This window comes from Mucilaginibacter sp. (genome assembly GCF_036383575.1).
GTDB lineage: Bacteria > Bacteroidota > Bacteroidia > Sphingobacteriales > Sphingobacteriaceae > Mucilaginibacter.
Map to the genome: position 1 here is coordinate 17436 of NZ_DASVOB010000826.1, position 17245 is coordinate 34680.

Genomic DNA, 17245 nt, shown 5'->3' on the forward strand with positions numbered 1-17245 from the left:
AAGCAATCGATAACGGGCAGGCAGCTATCCCTCAACAATAAAAGTTTGTTATTAAATTGCACGGTTCAAGCTTAGATTGAAATCCTTATAAATGAACTATCCCCAACAAACAGATGAAGATTTATTTGCAGCAGTTAAACGCCATGATAAAAAAGCGTTTAACCAGCTCTATGATCGTTATTGGGAGGTGGTTTATAAAAAAGCTTTTTCTTATTTACATGATACCGAAACCTGCATGGGTATTGTGAACGACATATTTGTGAACATATGGGAAAAGAGGGAGGTATTAAACATTATCACATTCAAAAATTACCTCACATCCGCTGCCCGCTACCGCGTATACAATTCCATCAAAGCAAGCAGTACATCGCCATTGAAATATGTTGAAGACTATGAAAAACTGGATGATTTAAGTGTTGTATATAATAACGCCGAAAGCAATTTCCAGGTTGATGAATTAAGCACAGATCTCGACAAATTGCTGGACAAACTGCCGGCAAGGTGTAAAGAGATCTTCCTTTTAAGCAGGGTGAGCCAACTGACAAATGCCGAGATTGCCGAGCGGCTATCCATTTCAAAAAGGGCTGTTGAAAATCAAATTTCCCTGGCTGTCAAATACCTGAAACCGCATTTCAAGCATTATCCAACAGTATTACTTGTTGCAAAATTGATCCTTGTACATGCCAAACTCCGGCAGTGAGCTACATTCATAATATCCTATTCAAGCTTAAAGGGCCGGTATCTAAAAACCACAGCCCCTTCAAGGAAATTTGCTTTTTATCCTTTGATCACATCTGCACCAAAACGCCTTGTTTTAAGTGCCGCTAAGACGGTGAATGTGTCCTGATCGTTGTTTTCTTAATGTGAGATATAGATCGCAGCCAGAAGGCTGATCATAATTGGTTGTGGTGAAAACAGAAAGTAAGCTGTCGCCGTCTCCCCTATTTTGCCGCAGTCTCAGAAAAATCTCAACAAAACAAAACCTAACTACTTGGTTATTAAAAAACTAAAGCCAAACAACTCAGGAAAAATATCGGCAATAAAACGTCATAGCGCACTATGGTTTGGGTTAGTACTATGTGGCCTTTCCCTCTGTTTTATTCGGGAGAAACACTCACAGAAGTCCACCCACCGTCAATGATCAGGTTTTGCCCTGTAATGTGCTTCGCTTTATCCGAAACCAGGAATAAAGCGGCGGCAGCTATATCTGATACAAACGCGGGCCTGCCCATCGGCGTAATCCGCGACCAGGTATTCTGGTATTCAGGATCTTCCAATGTACGCTCAGTCAAAGTAGCACCTGGCGCAATGGTATTTACATTTATCCTGTACTGAGAAAGTTCAATGACAAGGTTTTTCGCCAGCATCTCCAAAGCAGCCTTGCTCATTCCGTAAGCCGCAAGGTTTTTATGTGCCTGATGACCTGTTACAGAAGATGTAAACAGGATGGATCCGCCAGATTGCTGAAGTTTCATCTGAGAGGCGGCTGCCTGTGCCAGGAAAAACGACCCGGCAAGGTTAACCTGCATGATCTTAGAAAAAGACTCCGGCGGATAGGTAAAAAAATCTCCGAATAAGGTAATACCCGCATTCGCTATTACGATGTCGACACTACCAAATTTTTCCACAGCGAAAGCTACCATTCCCCTGATAAAGAATATATCACCTGAATCACCTGCCATGCCTGTGCAGCTGTCTCCGCTTAGTTTATTGATTTCAGCAGCAGGAGAACTTGTTAACTCAGGGCTAAGGTCATTTAAGATCACCTTTGCGCCCGCTGCAGCGAGTTCCTTGCATATTTCAAAACCAATTCCCTGGCCTGCCCCGGTTACTATTGCAACTTTATTTTTAAACGACATATGCTATATATTTTTCTTGCTTAGCAAGTTTTAAAATCCGGCCAATGTTTAATGAGAATCGCGTGTTACTTTACTTCCTGATTTGCCCCTTAAAAAGTCCATATCCGCTCCTAAATTTTACCGGGAACAATTTTCCATTAAATATTTATACTGAACCTGACTTTGGCCCATCTGTTCTTTAAGTACGCACCAGAAATTAGAACAGGATCCGAAGCCGCAGATATAAAAGTAATGTCATTTACCGGTTTATCCCATATACACTATTGACGCCGAATATAACGCAGCTTCCGCAACACGGCGTTAAAAAGTGTGTTAAAGGTGGGGTTTACACAGGTCTCGATTCCACAAATTCGCCTTTCTCTATAGCAATTTGATTACCCCATCCAAGTATTGCATCGAGCACAGGTGTAAAAGTTCTGCCGAAATCTGTAAGCCCATAAACAACCTTTATCGGCGGTTTTTCTCCATAAACCTGCCTTGAGATCAGGCCGTCTTCTTCTAATTGTTTCAACTGCAGGCTCAGTGTCATCTCGGTAATGCCCGATAATTCTTTCCTTAACTCACTATAACGTTTATCCGCATTTTTTAAATGATACAGGATAACCACCTTCCATTTTCCGCCCACTAAATCCATGGCTATGCTTACCGTACATGGATATAATTTATCCTTGAATTTGATAAAATCGCTTACACATTCTGTCTCCATGATATTCCGTTTGCAATACCTATCTAAATGGATAGTTATTGCAAAGTTATTAAACTATAAATAGTTTTGCAACTATAATTTTTATAGTTCAATTAATACTTAGTTAAACAATGACAAACAACGAAAATAAGCCCGGATTACCCGCAGACGAAAATAAACCACTCATCACGATAGTAGGCGTTTTGGGTAAGCAAGGCTACAGCGCAGCAAACACATTGTTGGAAAGCCAAAAATACCGTGTACGCGGGATAACACGCCGTATCGGTTCAGAAGACGCACTCCGTTTGAAGGCACGGGGAATGGAATTGGTAAGCGTTCCGCTCGATATCGGATATAAAAAAGACTATGAAGAAGCATTTAGAGGATCATATGGAGTTTTCATGATGACGCCAAACATCGTCCCTCCGGCAACACACGAGTTTCAGCTGGGTAAGGACTTAGCGGATGCTGCTGTTGAAGCCGGCGTACAGCACATCGTTTTTAGTAGTTTGGAGAATGTAGATAAAATCACCAATGGAAAAAAATTCGCCCCGCATTTTACAGATAAGGCAAAAATTGAAGAATACATCCGAACGTTGCCGGTAACAAGCTCGTTCATCATGATGGCATTTTTTTATACCAATCTTCTTGAATTTTATACGCCTGTTTTAAAAGATGATACCCTCGTGTTCCCGATCTATTTGCCAAAGGACTTCCGCGCACCATTTGTTGACCCACTTACAGCCACCGGTCCGGCCGTTTTAGAGATCTTTTCAAATCCCCGGGAATATGCGGGCAAATCACTTCCGGTGATCGGTGACATCATATCTCCACAGGAAATGATCGATACTTTTGTAAAAACAACCGGTAAAAATGCGGTATATAGTTCAGCTTTTACCAGAGCAGGTTTGCTCGAACATTTCCCCGGATTCGCATCGAATGAGGCGTTGATTCAAGAACTTTTGGGTATGGTAGAATATGCGGTAGAGTACGGGTATTTCAAAAAAGACCGCGACACCACATGGAGCAAACGAATAAACAACAGCATGTTAAACTGGGAGCAGTTTCTGCATCATACCGGATGGAAGGGCGAAAAACGTTCCTATTGAAATACAAACAATTATAAATCAAGCCAGTTTTCCAATAGGGTCATAAAAGGCATGCCAGTCACATTGTGGTTGAACTTACGCTTCTCAAAATTATCAGACATGGTAGAATAAAGTTTGACTTCAGAGACTTGATTTATCATCTACTCTAAATTGTTAAAAATAGAATAACGGGTTCAATTGTGCCGCGTATTACCAAAAACTGAGCGGTTGTTGAAACCGCTCAGTTTGATATTTAGAATAAACGCTATTTTAAAAATTCCAACTCAAAATTTGACAACCACCCTACCCCATCAAGGCTCCAGTCACTTGAAACGGGCACTTTTAGCCAGTAAAAGATCAGGCCGGTTACGTCGGGGCCGGTTGCTACTATAGAAACCGCTCCGTCCGTTACATTCTGTGAAGTACGGCTTGCCGGGATATCATTGCCCAGGGCATCCCAGGTAGACTGTCCCTTCATCAGGAAATTGTAGCCCACGGGTGCCAGGTTTGAAACTACACCGCCGCCGCCGTCGTCAATTGGCCAGTAGCCAATAAGGTTTTTATAAAAAGGATGCTTGGTAACATCTTTTAATGCAATATTAGCCTGTACGGTTGCATCATCAAGCGCCACGTTAAAGTACTCCACATCGGCGGCGTAAAAATCAAGTGCGTCGCTGCCGTCAACATTTTTATGCCCGAGGATAAGCGGGTTTGAGGTACTGATATTTTTGGTAGCCGAAATATCGCCCGAGTTGGCTAAAACGCCATCGGTATAAAGGGATGCTGTCCTTGCGCTGCCATTTGTTTTTACAGTTAAAGTAATAGTATGCCATTTGCCATCAACTATTGATGAGCCCGCTAAAATCTGGGTTTTTCCCTTGCCGCCGTTTGCCGAGCCGCCAAAAATCACACCATAATCGCCCCCTTGCTGAAATAGTGTCCAGCCGGTAGTAACCGAGCCATCAACTCCGGTGCTTTTTGAAAAGAACCCGGGGTAATAATTTGCAGCATTCATTTTTATCTGGAGCTGTATGGTAAAGTCCTTATTTGTACCGGCATCGTACAAGCCATTATCGGCCTTGATAACAGCGTTTGTTGAGGTACCATTAAAATGCATGGTATTAAAACCCGATTTGGTAATGGCCTGCGTTTTAAGGCTGGGGTTTGAACAAACAATGAAACCGGGTTTAGGGTTAGTATCGCTGCCACCGCGATTGGTGGTAACAATGATCAGCCAATCTTCGGTTGAGTAGGTTTTACGGGCTTTGATAGCATTGGTGATCTCACCGATATACCCATCCGTTTTTTCAATGGCTGCCTTATAATCCGCTAAATCAGCGCTGTAACCTACGGCTTTACCGGCGGTCTCCACGGCCCTGAAATCAACAAGGATTGCCTTAGCTGCATTGTTTTGAGCAATATTTACGGCCGAATCCTTCACAGCCTCATCATTTGCCGGTAAAATACGGTGATCGGCATGGATCATGTATTTATTCAGGGCTGCGTCGGTAGTAATGGTTACAGTTTTAAATTCGGGCCGGGTATCCAGCATCCTTGACAGAAATGTTGGGTAAACTGTGTTCACTTCATGCTCTGCATCAGGATCGGCAACGGGGATATAAGTATCATCAACAATACTGTGCTTTGCCGATGATACGCCGGTGATCATACTTGCCCAGGTGGCAGCATCCGACGAAACCGCATCGGTAAGTACACCATAAGTGTACTTACCCGTTTTAATAAGATTGCCAATATTTGGCGGAGCTACTTTTTCAAGCTCGGCCCCGGCAAGGCCATCAATATTGATGACCAATACCTTTCTTTCGGCCTTACCGTTAATCCCATCTCCATACTCTTCAAAGATCTGCGGCGGGTTATCATATTTTTTACAGGCATTAAATACCATCAGCGATAGTAAAGCAAGGCTGCAAAGGATAATGCTTTTGTTTTTATAATTTATCATCATTGTTTTGTTAATGATTGGCTGATTATTTAATTAGGTTCATCTCTGCCAGGGCCGCGTTTGGTGTATTTGTCCAGGCATCTTTCAGTATCACTTTGTAGTACTGTGCGGTTTTGCTGGCCGGGAACAGGTACTCATACCGGGCAAAAGCATTAGTAATGATGGTTGAGCCAACAAACGTCCAGTTTACATTATCGGTGCTGGTATATATGTCAATGTTTTTAGGCCTTTGCGCTGTGCTGTTTCGCGGAACAAAATACATACCCTTAGCTGTAACTGGCCCACCGGCATTTAACACCAGTGTATAAGGGTATACCGCCGTTGCGTAATACCACTCTGAATGCCAGTAGGTATTGTTATTGCCGTCAATCAAAGCAGCTGCGTGGCCGTTAACAGCCCCTTCGCCGGTTGTTTCTTCCGAGCTTACGGTAATGCTTGTTTTATAGGTAATATCAGCGGTACCGCCTTGTTTGGTCATAGGGTTGTACGTCCATATTTTTTTGGTAAGCAGCGGATATTTAGCACTGATGGTTTGCTTTGACTGGGATGATACGCTAATTCCCCAGGCATCAAAAAACGGTTTCAGATCGGTTTTGGCAAACTCTGAAAAGCGTTCGTACACAAAATCCTGCTTATCCTGGTCGGTGTTAGATAAACGCGGGGCATGCCTTGCTGCTGTGTACAGGTATGTCATGGCATCATAGCCATAAAGTTCAAAGATCTGCAGAAAAGGCACTATCCTTCGGAAAGGGTCGTTCATGGCATCAACCGTATTGAAATTTGCCGGATCATTATTGGTCTCGGCAAAATCCAGCGCGGGTTGCACCCAATCGTCGCCATGCTGAATAGAAAAATCGGCACCATTACGATGGGCCACTTTAAAGCTAAACAAGTTGTTGGTGGTTTCGCCAAGCGTGCTCCAGCTCCATATATTGCCTTGCTGGCAGTTGTGTCCAAACTCATGATAAGTGCCCCAGTTTGCGCCATGCAAAAGCTGGTCGATACTTACCACGCTGTTAAACCATTCATTATCCATAGTAGCCACTACCGGGAAACCGTTGTGGCCATAACCTACACTGGGTTGAATATCCAGCACCTCACGCCATGCCCCCTGCGGACTTTTGTCGCGCAGGTCGGTACTGTTATCTGAAAGGCCCATCCAGCCATTATAATCTAACTCAAAAACGTTGTTCCAGGCAGTCATCAGGGCCGTTGGATCGGTAAGTGCATTTGCCGAGTTGAAGTTTTTGATCAGGAAATCTCTGGGGATCAAAAATATCACCCGTTTTGAGCGCAGTTCAAGCCAGGGTACAGTTGATGCCTTTACTTGCGCCATCCAGGTGGCGTTGTTACTTGTGCCCAGCACAAAATCGGGCTGTTTTGCAGCTCCGGTTATGGTAAACTGGACCGGCTGTGCAATAGCAAACGATGCGCGGATATAAATAGTACCGCCGTATACGTTGCGCACATAGTTAACACCCGGAAACAGGGCTTTGACGGTATAGATCAATGGATCGCGCTGAATACTTACCTGCCCGGTAAGGTCATCAGTATGCCCGCCAACCTGTACGCTTAAGCCGTTAACGCCATCAGGAACAATAATTTTTATCAGTTCGCCGGCAGGTGCCCAGTAACCAGTGCTGAATTGCGGCTCGGGTGCAACCGAAATACGCAAGATGCTGGCATTGGATGCCGAAAAGTTAAGATCAAGCGTAAACTTCTCGTCCTTAACCCTTGGCTCGCCCGGATCGATCAGGCCCGGAAAAATACGTGCCCGTGAGTACATAGACCTGTCAACCTGCGACATGGCCGTATCAACGGTAATATCAACCGGCGTGGTACTGCCGGGTTTATTGTAGCCATCTTCAAACTCATGACCATACTTTTTACAGGAGGTAGCTCCCGCAAGCAAAACAGCACAAAGTATACTTAAATATATCTTTCTCATTTATCTGATGTATTATGGTTTAATATCTGAGTAAACTGGGTTCCATGACCTGCCGTCCAGCTTCCATGATGCCGGTATGGTAATGCTCATCCACTGGTAAATTTCAAATGGGATATCAACGTTATTGGGTACCATGGTAAAAAACGAGGTATTGATATCCGGGCACAGGGCTGGGCTCAGGTCGCTGAAGTTTTCCCAATCGCCGTTAGCACCTACCAGCAGGTCGGCACCTTTACCTGTTTTTTCTTTCAGCAAATTACCCGAACCTTCGGTCATTGGCCAGTAGCCTACCAGGTTCTTATAATTAGGATTTGATTCATCAATGCTGGTTTTGCAGGAGTAATCAGAGATCTGTTGCGTAGTGAGCGCCACATTATATACCTGCAGGTTTGTCATGAGCACATTAGCGCTTTCATCTTCGCTGCCGGGTATATAACCCAATTTAAATGATGCATTGTTATTAGGGTTGTTACCGTTCATATCCCGTGTAGTGTTAAGCACACCATCGGTATATACCCTTACCTTTTTGTTTGTACCGTCAAAAACCGCGGTGAGCTTGTGCCATAAACCATCGTTAATGGTGGTTCCCTGCGCCTGGCTGGCTACCGAGGAGTTAAGTGTCCAGGCATCACCCTCAAGGAACATATTCCAACCTGCGCCGGTAAAAGCCGTAACCCGTTTTGATAAAAACGTAGGATAGTAAAACTCACCCGGCAGACTTTTTATCAGCACCTGCACCGTAAAATTGCCGTAAACCCCGAAATTGAATGTAGATGGGTCCTGTAATGACGCATTGGGGCGTTTTGAACCGGCGTAATCATAAGTGATACTGGTGTTGGTATAAGCTATGTTATCAGTTTCTGGCTTTGGAACAAACAGCGTGCTGAAACGCGGGTTATAAAACACAATAAAGTTATTGCGGGTTGCATCGGCATAAGAGGTAAAATCGGTACTGTTTGGGTCGGGTTCAATAGCACCGCCCTTGTTTGATGCAATAACTACCAACCAGTTTTCGGCCGCATAGGTTTTCCGGGCTGCTAACGCTGTCATAATCTCCCCAACATAGCCGTCAATTTTGAGGATGGCACTGGTATATTTTGCATCAGCATCTTCAAAGCTACTGGCCTCGCCTGCAAGCTCGGCACTGTGAAACTGGGCAACTACCAGTTTGGCATCTTCTTTTTGCAATTCGTCGGTTACTGCGCCTTTAACGGCAGCGTCATCATTTTCATAGGTTTTCTGATAAGTAGCATCGCCGGCAAGATTGGCATTAAAGCTTGCCGTTGATGCTATAGAAACTGTACGATAGCTTGAACCTGCCTGTTTCAACCTTGCAAACAAGGTAGGATAAGCGGCAAGATTGTTCCCGGCAAAATCATTGGTGGTAACCTTATGCTTATCGGCCGTAACGCCTGTTATCATGTTTGCCCAGGTACCGGCATTGGTTACCGTGTTGTTGCTGTAATCGCTCAAGGCATCATAAGCGTAAATAGAGTTCTTTACTATTTTTGAAATATTAGGCGCACTGAGTGAGCGTAAGGCACGCCCCCTTACTCCGTCGACAATAATGTATAGCACTTTACGCGTTTTTACATTGATGCCCAGCGTATCATTCTTTGAAGCATCTTTGAGCTTGTTTGGAAAATCCTTGTTACAGGTAAACAGCATTGTTGCCAGTAGTGCAAGCACTGCCGCCACCGCCAGGTTTTTCCCCTGCTTTTTGAAGGTATATTTTTTCATTTCGTTACTGTTATTATTAGTATCCCACTTATTTTTTCAACTCAACGCGCACTATGTTGCCTACTTTGGTGTTATCAAACTTGTTAAAGTCGCCCACCAGTATCACAGCCGGATTGCCAAGGGCCGAGGTTGTTTCGACCACCTTGGTTATACGCCCCTGAAAGGCCCCCGTATTGTTATAACCTGCAGCCAGCGAACCATCGGCATTAAGAATCATGAAGCCCTGCCTAATGATGCTGTTGTACTTGTTAAAGTTGCCCGAGATAAGCACCTTGCCATTGTTAAGCTGTGCTGCAAAATTGGGCACCCCGCCGGTGAGCTCACCAAACTGAAAGGTATCGTCAACACTGCCATCAGCATTCAGGAGTACCACGCCACTTTTGGTTTTACCTCCATAGGTTTTAAATGAACCAGCAAGGATCATTTTACCCGTAGTAGCATTGTAACGGATGGAAGTAACCGGACCATCAGCACCCGTACCCGAAGCAAATGTTGCATCAACAGAGCCATCGGTATTAAGGCGTACAATGTGATTGGCTGGCAACCCATTAAAGGTTGAGAAAGCACCGACAGCTATAATTTTACCATCGGCCTGCATAAAGGCGTCATTTATATCGCCATTACCACCAGCATAACCCTGCCTGGTGCTGGGGTTATAATTATAGGTAGAATCCATGGTGCCATCCTGGGTAAGGCGGGCTATCTGGTTCATTTTGGTAACGTCGGCTACTTTAAAATCGCGGGTTGAGCGCGGGTAGAAATACTTCACATAATTTTGGTAATTACCCAGTATGGTAATTTTGCCATCCCTTACAAAGCTCTTTACAACCGTACCAAACACGCCGCCATTAAATGCAGCCACAGTATCAAGGCCCAGGTTTGGGATCTGCGGTTTAAGATTGATGACCTCAATAGCAGCCGAATCTAAAGAACCGTCGATATTTAAGCGGGTGATCCCGTTGATACCCTTACGGTTGTTGAAAGTGGATAACAAACCACCTACAATATATTGCCCGTTATCGAGCCTGTTTACAGTTTGCAGGGTGCCATCGCTGCCGGTTCCGGCATTAAGATCCGGTTTAAAATCGCCGTCGCGTGTGATGAGCAGGATGTGGTTTACCGGCGTTGAAGGTGCCTGGCTCTCAAAATTGGTGAAGCCGCCAACCAGCAGGTAATTACCATCGGGGGTTTGCAAAAGGTCATTTATAGCGCCGTTGGTGCCGTTTACCGCTTTAAAGGAGGCATCGATTGAAACCTTCCCGTCCACAGTGAACTTAGGGCCGAAAAATGATTGTCCGTCGGCAATAACAGTAGTACCGCCTGAGCTTGCATTATCAGGAATGGTTACGGTAACCGTGCTATCGGTAAGGGCTGTTACCTTGGCTTCAATTTCATTAACCAGGAACTGGAAGTTGTCTTTATGGCTAAGCAGGCCTTTTATTTTAAAAGTAACGGCATCGCCCGAGCTACCGCTATTGGGCGTAGGCTCCTCGCCAGTGAATTTAATGCCCAGGGGCGATTTTCCACCTCCGTAAGGGTCCTCCTGTAATATCGAGGATTTTTTACAGGAAACCTGCGCAATTACAAGCAATACCAACCCCATTTTCAGGAGCTTGCTGCCGGCGTTTTTTATAAGGTTTGATATCATGATCATTTCTTAAGTATTTATATAATTTATCCCCCGGTTATTATTGCGTTGGCTTACTGATCCCTGCCGATTCGGCTGCGGTGATAAACCGCCGGCTGTCAAAACCCAGCACATGGTTTTGGAACTGTAAAGCGTGGATAACCCCGTTTGTAGGCTGGATATCGGAAGTTGCAATGGGTACGTTAAGCAAACCCACCGTTGGGTTTGAAAAATCAGGGATGAAGGATAAGATAAGCTGCCTGTAACCAACATATTTTACCCCGTTGGCGCTATTGTAAAACACACCGATGTTCATGGTGCGGCCGCCGTATGAAACATACCCCTGGCCGGGGAACGCCGAAAGTGCAAGCGTATCAATTTGAGGAATGTCCTTTAACAGGTATGTACCTTTAAATACGTATTCGGAAAGCATATCCTTCCAAACCTGTGGCTGTACCTGCCCCAGCTGCGAAACGGTATCTTTTCCGTTGTTGCGCAGATCGGTATTGAGGTTTACTATAGCCTTGTGAATGCATGAGCTGGGCGGCGCAAAAAAGGTTACGTTTTCCTTTTGAAAAACATCTTCCATACCGGCGACCTTGATGGCCAGTACCAGGCTATCGAAAATGAAAGGTTTAGCCTTCAGGTAATCTAAAATGGTACCGTCATATTTGGCCTGGTGAACGCCCGTATCATAGTAATAACTATCTTTTTTACACCCTGCCAGGAAACAGGCAGCGATAATGAATACGGCTATAATTGTTTTTATGATCTTGTACATGTTATGTTTTGTATTAATATTATTGCCAGAAACTATTTAGGGTGATGTATGGGTTATTAACCAAAGCGCTTTTGTCAATTGGCCATGCCCAGGCTCCGGCTTTGAAATCCTCAACCGGTATAGGGTGATAGCAATACTCTTTATCCAGTACCTTTTTGGTGCGCACCAGGTCATAATAATAATGCCCCTCGCCCATCAGCTCGCGGGCGCGTTCATACCAGATATCATCTTTAAGATCTTTACCGATGTCGGTAACAGGATTAGCTTCAGCCCTGGCCCGAACCACATTGAGGGTAGTTTGTGCGGCAGCGTCGTTACCCAGTTCGGCCTGTGCCTCGGCACGAAGCAAAATGGCATCCGGCAGGCGAAAAACCATCAGGTCATCATCGGGCAGTACGTCTTCGCCTTCGGCGGCAAAAATGTTCACGAACTTCAGCAGCTCCCATGAACCGTCAGTGGCATAAAGGGTAGCCGGATCAAACCAGGTAGTAGCCCTTTTATCAGGTGCATTTAAGGGGTACAGTTTTGTTATGAACTTACTGTTGTAATAGATATAGCTTTTGGTAATTGATTTTACCGGCTTGTGCGGGTAGTGCAAAACCATATCGGTAAAGGTGTTGTACAGGTAATCGCCGGTTGAGTACTCCCCGTAGTTAAGGCTGCGGAGCACTTCAAACAAACTTTCCTTGGTACGGCCTTTAAAGATCTCCTTGCTTCGCGATAGTGGCAACAGGGCATAACTGTTATTCCCCATTATTTCGGCGCCCAGGTTATCTACGGCTGTATAATATTTTGTTTTGTTGGCATCATCAAAGCCGGCAGCCCACATATTGAGGTGCATGAGCAAAGCATCAGCCCCGCCGCGCATAGCCCTTATGCCTACCAGCGATGGATCGTCATAGGTCCATGGCAGGTCATTTTTCACAGCCATCATATCGGTAATGCAGTTGTTGAGCACCTGCACCATCGGCATCCGCGGCAGCGCGTCCTGGTTATAGGCCTTGGTGTAATAAGGAACATCGCCAAACTGGCGTACCAAAAACAAATAGGCCAGATTGCGCAGAAACACAGCCTCGGCACGATATTGCTTTTTATCAGCGTCAGAAAGGGTAGTCACCGTACCCGCCTGTACATACAGGATATTGGCCGACTGGATCATTTTATACCAGCCCGTCCACTTGGTAAGGTTAACGTAATGAAAAAGGTCACTATAGTAAGGATCGGTATTATTGAGTAGGCTGCGGAGATCATTGGTAGCTATATAGGTAATATAGGTACGGCCTAAACCGGGTGTCATGACAGCCGGACTGCAGCGCAGATCGCCTGTGGTGGCAAAATAAGGCGTGCTCAGTGTATTTTCCCTAAACTGGTTGTAAATACCCAGCGTAAAAGCCTCCACATCCTTTTTGCTTTGCCAATAATTATTACCCGACAGGTTATCTATCGGTGTAACGTTCAAAAACTTTTTACAACCCGGCAATACCAAGCTCCCGGCAAGTAAAATCAGGAATGCACATAAAAATCGTTTCATAATACTATTCATTTTATAATTAAAATTGAACCTGGAGGCCTAATGTGTATGAGCGCGGGGTAGGATAACCACCCGAGATATCCCGGCCAAGGTCAGTCACGTTTTCAGGGTTTGCACCTGAATAGTTACTGAACGTGTGCACGTTATAAGCGGTAACATAAATGCGCGCCGATGAAATATTCCACCGTTTGATCATTGCTTTCTTAAAGTTGTAAGAGAAGGTGACCTGGTTGATTTTCAGGTATGAGCCATCTTCCTGAAACAGGGTTTGGTCATAACGGAAAGGTGATACTTTGCCCGCCCTGGTATAATCATAAGGATTAGGATAGGTAGCATTATTACCAGATGTCTTCCAGTAGTTATAAGCTTCAAGAGGTACTAAACCTGTTTGAGCTGTAGGGTTAGCAAAGCTCTGAAAACGTGAAGCAAGGTCATTGTTCAATACATCCCTGATAGCTGTAAACGAACCGTTAATGCTTAGCGAGAATGGCCCATACTGCATAGATGAGGTAAAACCACCGGTAACTAATGGCTGTGAGTTACCAACCGCCACATAATCATTGGCATCTAACACGTAATCGCCGTTAACATCTGTCCAGGCGGGATCACCTTGTTTAAAGTAGGTATAAACCAGGCCGCCGGTACGGTATCTTAAACCGGTCAAAGGGTCAACCGGTACGGCCGAGTTGCTTGAATAAACGCCCTTGGTATTCAGCAATACGTTTGAAAGACTGTTGCGGCCTAAACGGTACAGGATATTTTGGCCCGTAGTTGGATCAACCACCAATAACTGGCTCACATTATCGGGCAGGTGAACCATTACATCCTTGTTAAAGGCAGCATTTACCGATAGCTGCCATGACAGTTTGCTATCAGTTGGTAAAGGACGGGCGGTTAAGGTTAACTCGTAGCCGTAGTTAACCACGCTCATTTCGTTGGTGCTTACCTGGCTGAAGGCATTGATATTGGCAATATCCTTCATGCGCAGCATGTTATCAACCTGTTTATAGTAAGCATCCATGGTAACGGAAAACTTTCCGTTCAGGAAACCGGCATCAAAACCACCGTTAAGCTGCGTGGTAGTGGTGGGTGTTAAACCAGTGTTGGGGATAACGCCATAATCTAAATTAACGGTAGGATCCTGGTTGTAGTTACCGCCGGCAATGTAACGGCCGTACACATCATACACCGAGCCCGTAGGCACTATGTTTTTACCGTAGCTAAAACGCAATGAACTATAGTCGAGCCAGTTGAACGACTGCATGAATTTTTCTTTATTGAAGTTCCAGCGTACACCTACCGAAGGGTTTTTGGAGTAACCGGCGTCAGGCCCGTTGGTTGATGAACCATCCATACGGTACGACAGATCAAGCACATAGATCTGTTTGTAGTTGTAGGAGAATGCCGCCGCAAGCGAGGCCGTTTTCAGATCAGACAGGTTATTCAGCGTACCGCCAAGTGATTTGCTCCAGTCGTAACCCAGTGGGCCCAATATCTGATCGTTAGGTGTACCACTTTGCTGGATAACATCGGCCCTAAAATTGGTGCTGTTTAACTCGCCAAAAACATTAAGCCTGAAGTTATGCTTATTGGCAAATGACTTATCATAAGCCAGACCAGTACGGTTATATAAAGTATTTTTCCGGTCGAAGTAATTATAAAGCTGATTAAAGTCTCCATTTAATGCAGCCGGGGTCAATTTTTCGGTGCCCTGACTAAAGTAATTAAAGCTGAAGGAGTTGGTAGCACGCAACCCTTTAAAGATCAATACATCCAGGTCAAGATTGGCGGTAATATTCACCGTTTTATTATCATTTTGTGTGCTCAGGGTATTCAACAACCCGCTGCTGGCCGTAAACAACGATGGAGCAGGCAATAATGATGATGAAGCACCGCTGCTGGCAACACCTGTTTGTGTTAAGCTGTTACCACCACCTGTACTGTTATAAGCCAGCTGGTTATTAATAGCAGCCGATAATTTAAACCTATCATTTGGCTGGTACAGGGTGTTCATGTTCAGGTTATAGCGGGTAAAGTCTGTATTTTCAACAATCCCTTTCTGACTAAAGTAGCCAGTATTAACCTTGTAATTGAACTTGTTTTCGCCGCCTGAAATTTCAACGTTATGGGTTTGATTAAAGGTGCTCCTGAAGTACTTGGCCTGCCAGTTGGTTGAGTTATTATAATAAGCATTTAAACTATCGGACAGGAAGGGGGTGCTGTTAATAGTATTTAATGCGTGGTAATAATTGGTATCGTTTTGCAGGATCTCATCAATACGCATCAACCGCTCGCCTTTACCACCAATTACTTTGCGCAGAGACGGTGGCTGTGCAAGGGTAAAGTTGGCGGTGTATTTAATGATAGGCACTTTTGAGTTCCCCCTTTTGGTAGTGATAAGGATAACACCATATGCGCCACGCGAACCGTATAACGAGGTTGCCTGCGCATCTTTCAAAATCTCGATGCTCTGGATATCCTCGGTAGGGATAAGTGATATAGGGCTTAAACCCGGGCTGGCCTGGTCAAAACCGTAGCTGTAATTGGAGTTGTCATCAACCGGGAAACCATCAACCACAAACAGAGGAGATGTTGGCGTTAAGAAACCCGAGCCGGATACATTCACGTTTGAAATACCACGGATGTTGATAGACCCTGCCATACCGGGCGTACCATTATTATTCTGGATATTTAAACCGGCCACTTTACCCTGTATCAGTTCAAGCACGTTGGCTACCGGGGCATCCTGGATATCTTTGGCTGTGATAACAACGCTTGAACCGGTTGAAACCTCCTTAGTTTTTTTCGAATAACCGATGATCACCGTTTCTTTAAGGGCGTTCACCTCTTCGGCCATTACAATGTTCATGGCCTGGCCGGTTACCTTACGGGTAATACTTTTAAAGCCTATGAAGTTAAAGGTAAGTTCGGCGTCGTCATCTGCCTTTACGGTAAAATTTCCTTTAATGTCGGTTTGGCCAAGCACTACGGATGGTTTGCCCGAACGCACCAGTACACCGGGCAGCGGCTTTTTTTCCTTAGCATCAATAACGGTACCCGAAACCGTAATTTTCTTTTGCTGGGCCCCTGCCGGATGACAGAAACTGAGCAGCACAATCAAAGAAAATAGTATAGCTGAATATCTCATATCAGATCTTATATAATTTTAAATCCTATTCTGTTAATCGTTAATAAACTTGGGGCTCTCGTTCCTGAACCAGAAGGTGATCTCCCAATCGCCTTTCTCGTAGATGGCAAAATCGAGTTTGAGATTGCTCACGCTGCGGATATTGCCATAGGCCTGCCTGTCGTAGCTGAATACTACGTGGGCCTTATTGCCCGAGGTATTGGTGTAAGCTGTTTGATAAACAATTAATGGAACAGGATAGGCCACGGTATACTTTACATACTGGTTGGTTTTCTCCATGTTAAAGCCATGTACAAGCTTGTCCCATTTGGTGAGGTTAAACTGAGCCGGATCTATAGGGTTGTACAAGGAATCAACAAATTTGAATTTGAGCGAATTGCCCTCTCCTACTTTGTGAAACTGTACCTCAATATCATCGCCACTCAAAAACTTATTGGTTTTGGCACCTATTATATTTTCCACATCTGACGATGACAGGCCCGTGTGCTGCGATAGCCCGGTGACAGCATTTAGCGTTGATGGCTCAAACTCGCGCTCCTTTAAAGGCATCAGTTTAAAATCGCGGAAATACCTGCGGCCACCGCTGTTTGACATTTCCACATCAAACACATAACCAGAATCGGGCTGGGTTTTCACAAAGGTTGACCGTGCCGCGGCCCACATTAAAAACTGCCCTGCATGTTCCCTTACTTCAAATAAAGCGTGGTTTTCAATTTTACGTTTGGCTTCTATTTCGGCAATTGATTTTTCATCGCCCAGGTAAGGCGATGTCCAAACCTGCACCGGGAAAAGCTGCGTTAGCTCCGGAGCGGCCGAGCCGTCGCGGTTACGCATGTTGATGATCTTGAAAGTTAGGGGCTGCGATGAATTACCAA

12 protein-coding genes are annotated in these 17245 nt (G+C 44.9%); 2 read left to right on the forward strand and 10 right to left on the reverse strand.

Annotation, left to right across the window (positions count from 1 at the left end):
• The first annotated feature begins 91 nt into the window (after positions 1-91).
• On the forward strand, positions 92-700 hold the full coding sequence (locus VF500_RS29175) for a sigma-70 family RNA polymerase sigma factor (RefSeq protein WP_330863030.1): 609 nt from the start codon (positions 92-94) through the stop codon (positions 698-700).
• Positions 701-1097: 397 nt separating this feature from the next.
• Here VF500_RS29175 and VF500_RS29180 read toward each other — a convergent pair whose 3' ends face one another.
• Positions 1098-1859, reverse strand: a complete 762-nt coding sequence (locus VF500_RS29180) for an SDR family oxidoreductase (protein ID WP_330863031.1) — start codon at positions 1857-1859, stop codon at positions 1098-1100.
• 325 nt (positions 1860-2184) lie between these two features.
• Complete coding sequence (locus VF500_RS29185) at positions 2185-2565, reverse strand: helix-turn-helix domain-containing protein (protein WP_330863032.1); 381 nt, start codon at positions 2563-2565, stop codon at positions 2185-2187.
• 110 nt (positions 2566-2675) lie between these two features.
• Between VF500_RS29185 and VF500_RS29190 the strand changes: the two genes are divergently transcribed.
• Positions 2676-3653, forward strand: a complete 978-nt coding sequence (locus tag VF500_RS29190; protein WP_330863033.1) for an NmrA/HSCARG family protein — start codon at positions 2676-2678, stop codon at positions 3651-3653.
• 244 nt (positions 3654-3897) lie between these two features.
• Here VF500_RS29190 and VF500_RS29195 read toward each other — a convergent pair whose 3' ends face one another.
• The 8 genes from VF500_RS29195 to VF500_RS29230 form a co-directional block, all read right to left on the reverse strand.
• Positions 3898-5598: a LamG-like jellyroll fold domain-containing protein gene (locus VF500_RS29195; protein ID WP_330863034.1), complete on the reverse strand. Its 1701-nt coding sequence runs from the start codon at positions 5596-5598 to the stop codon at positions 3898-3900.
• Between the two features lie 22 nt (positions 5599-5620).
• The gene (locus VF500_RS29200) at positions 5621-7543 is read right to left on the reverse strand and encodes a M60 family metallopeptidase (protein WP_330863035.1); all 1923 of its coding nucleotides are present in this window, start codon (positions 7541-7543) and stop codon (positions 5621-5623) included.
• 12 nt (positions 7544-7555) lie between these two features.
• Positions 7556-9283: a LamG-like jellyroll fold domain-containing protein gene (locus VF500_RS29205; RefSeq protein ID WP_330863036.1), complete on the reverse strand. Its 1728-nt coding sequence runs from the start codon at positions 9281-9283 to the stop codon at positions 7556-7558.
• A 28-nt stretch (positions 9284-9311) separates the two neighbouring features.
• Positions 9312-10931: a DUF5008 domain-containing protein gene (locus VF500_RS29210; RefSeq protein WP_330863037.1), complete on the reverse strand. Its 1620-nt coding sequence runs from the start codon at positions 10929-10931 to the stop codon at positions 9312-9314.
• A 40-nt stretch (positions 10932-10971) separates the two neighbouring features.
• Complete coding sequence (locus VF500_RS29215; protein ID WP_121226926.1) at positions 10972-11691, reverse strand: hypothetical protein; 720 nt, start codon at positions 11689-11691, stop codon at positions 10972-10974.
• A gap of 19 nt (positions 11692-11710) precedes the next feature.
• The gene (locus VF500_RS29220; RefSeq protein ID WP_330863038.1) at positions 11711-13222 is read right to left on the reverse strand and encodes a RagB/SusD family nutrient uptake outer membrane protein; all 1512 of its coding nucleotides are present in this window, start codon (positions 13220-13222) and stop codon (positions 11711-11713) included.
• 19 nt (positions 13223-13241) lie between these two features.
• Positions 13242-16370: a SusC/RagA family TonB-linked outer membrane protein gene (locus VF500_RS29225; RefSeq protein WP_330863039.1), complete on the reverse strand. Its 3129-nt coding sequence runs from the start codon at positions 16368-16370 to the stop codon at positions 13242-13244.
• A gap of 33 nt (positions 16371-16403) precedes the next feature.
• On the reverse strand, positions 16404-17245 hold an 842-nt coding region (locus VF500_RS29230), incomplete at its 5' end, for a DUF5007 domain-containing protein (RefSeq protein WP_330863040.1).

Coding starts and splice junctions, on each gene's coding strand:
- VF500_RS29200 (WP_330863035.1), bottom strand. CDS start 7,543: ATGAGAAAGATATATTTAAGTATACTTTGTGCTGTTTTGCTTGCGGGA.
- VF500_RS29195 (WP_330863034.1), bottom strand. CDS start 5,598: ATGATGATAAATTATAAAAACAAAAGCATTATCCTTTGCAGCCTTGCT.
- VF500_RS29190 (WP_330863033.1), top strand. CDS start 2,676: ATGACAAACAACGAAAATAAGCCCGGATTACCCGCAGACGAAAATAAA.
- VF500_RS29220 (WP_330863038.1), bottom strand. CDS start 13,222: ATGAAACGATTTTTATGTGCATTCCTGATTTTACTTGCCGGGAGCTTG.
- VF500_RS29215 (WP_121226926.1), bottom strand. CDS start 11,691: ATGTACAAGATCATAAAAACAATTATAGCCGTATTCATTATCGCTGCC.
- VF500_RS29180 (WP_330863031.1), bottom strand. CDS start 1,859: ATGTCGTTTAAAAATAAAGTTGCAATAGTAACCGGGGCAGGCCAGGGA.
- VF500_RS29175 (WP_330863030.1), top strand. CDS start 92: ATGAACTATCCCCAACAAACAGATGAAGATTTATTTGCAGCAGTTAAA.
- VF500_RS29205 (WP_330863036.1), bottom strand. CDS start 9,283: ATGAAAAAATATACCTTCAAAAAGCAGGGGAAAAACCTGGCGGTGGCG.
- VF500_RS29185 (WP_330863032.1), bottom strand. CDS start 2,565: ATGGAGACAGAATGTGTAAGCGATTTTATCAAATTCAAGGATAAATTA.
- VF500_RS29225 (WP_330863039.1), bottom strand. CDS start 16,370: ATGAGATATTCAGCTATACTATTTTCTTTGATTGTGCTGCTCAGTTTC.
- VF500_RS29210 (WP_330863037.1), bottom strand. CDS start 10,931: ATGATATCAAACCTTATAAAAAACGCCGGCAGCAAGCTCCTGAAAATG.